The 1,385-nt window shown below is 52.3% G+C and carries 2 protein-coding genes; both read right to left on the bottom strand.

Annotated elements, in window-relative coordinates; translation table 11 throughout:
- A partial coding sequence (locus tag KDK13_RS19250; RefSeq protein ID WP_257285724.1) for a HAMP domain-containing protein occupies window positions 1-1,046 on the bottom strand: 1,046 nt, incomplete at its 3' end.
- 11 nt (window positions 1,047-1,057) lie between these two features.
- Window positions 1,058-1,385, bottom strand: a 328-nt coding sequence (locus tag KDK13_RS14690) for a winged helix-turn-helix domain-containing protein (RefSeq protein ID WP_257285723.1), incomplete at its 5' end; no start/stop codon positions are given.

Here is a 1,385-nt window from a genome sequence, read left to right as displayed (position 1 = left end):
ACAGCCACCAGCTCAATGTCAGCGGTTTCTTTCAATACCACGGCTTTATCGCGAGCCTGGGCTTCAAAGTTGCCATCGTCCACCAGTTTTTTCAGCATACCTTCGAGAGAGATTTTCTCACAGGCCATGTTGGCCATATTATGCTGAATACGGGAAAAGTGGATGATCTGCCCTATCAATTGATCCAGACGCTCTATCTCTCTTTCTATGCGGGCATGCTCTGCCTCGGCATCGGGCGTTTTCCGTCTGGCCAGCGCCAGAGAGATCTGCAGACGGGTCAGTGGCGACCTTAACTCATGGGATACATCCCGCAGCAATCGCTCCTTGCTGAACACCAGAGACCCTACCTGCTCCGCCATATGGTCAAAGTCCCTGGCCAGCTCACCCAGTTCATCCCGGCGTCTGGCAACCTTGCCTCCCACACGGGCACTCAAGTCTCCACGAGCCAGTTTTCTGGATGCCCGCTGCAAATTTCGAATCGGACCGACCAGGTAACGGGCCAGAACAACACAGAGAAAGAAGCTGACACCCAGGGCCAGAATAATAAGATGCCACTGTCGTGCGATAATCTGTTTAACCCGCCAATGCACCAACACAGGCATCTCTTTGGTGAGATACAGTTCATAGGGGGCATCGTTCAGGGTAATTCGCTGTGGGCCAACCACAACCACCCCTCTGCGAAAGGTAATGGTCGGATCGCTGAGATTTCGGGTTTTGTTGTAGGCAGAAATCAACTCTTCAGAAATCGACGCACTACCCAGAATATTCCCCTCGGTATCAAACAGGTAGTAACCACTGCCGGGAAACCGCGGAATGGGTAAATGCACAGAAGTACGGGAGAGAAGTTCCATTTTACGGGCCGCTATTTCCAACTCGCGAAACAGCGCCCGACGTTCTGACAGAAAGTCCGATGGGTCCACGGTAACGGCAAAGGCCAGAAACAGGGTAACCAGCATGGCAATCATGGTCAGCCAGAACCACAGAAAAATCTTCCAGAAGACACTGTGCCATGGCCAGACCACCAGCCGGGGGATTTTAAATCGCACTGGCAACCCCATCAGCCCGGAAGAATATAAAAGTAACCGGACCCACGAACGGTTTTAATCCTTGGCGTGCCATCAGGCCGGGTACCAATCTTCTTGCGAACATTACTCACATGCATATCAATGGCACGATCATAGAGAGTCAACTTACGGTTCAGGGCTATCTGGGTCAGGTCATCCCGGGAAATAAGTTCACCGGCCTTTTCAATCAGCGTTTTCAGCACCAGGAATTCAGTGGCCGTCAACTCCAGTGGTTCTCCGGAAATGGCAGCCTCGCGGTTGGCCAGATTCAAGGCGATATCATCAATCTGCAGGGTGCGACTGGTCCCTTCAGGAATCAAT

It is taken from the genome of Endozoicomonas sp. SESOKO1 (assembly GCF_024606265.1).
Taxonomy (GTDB): Bacteria; Pseudomonadota; Gammaproteobacteria; order Pseudomonadales; family Endozoicomonadaceae; genus Endozoicomonas.
This window is presented reverse-complemented; position numbering and strand designations above follow the sequence as displayed.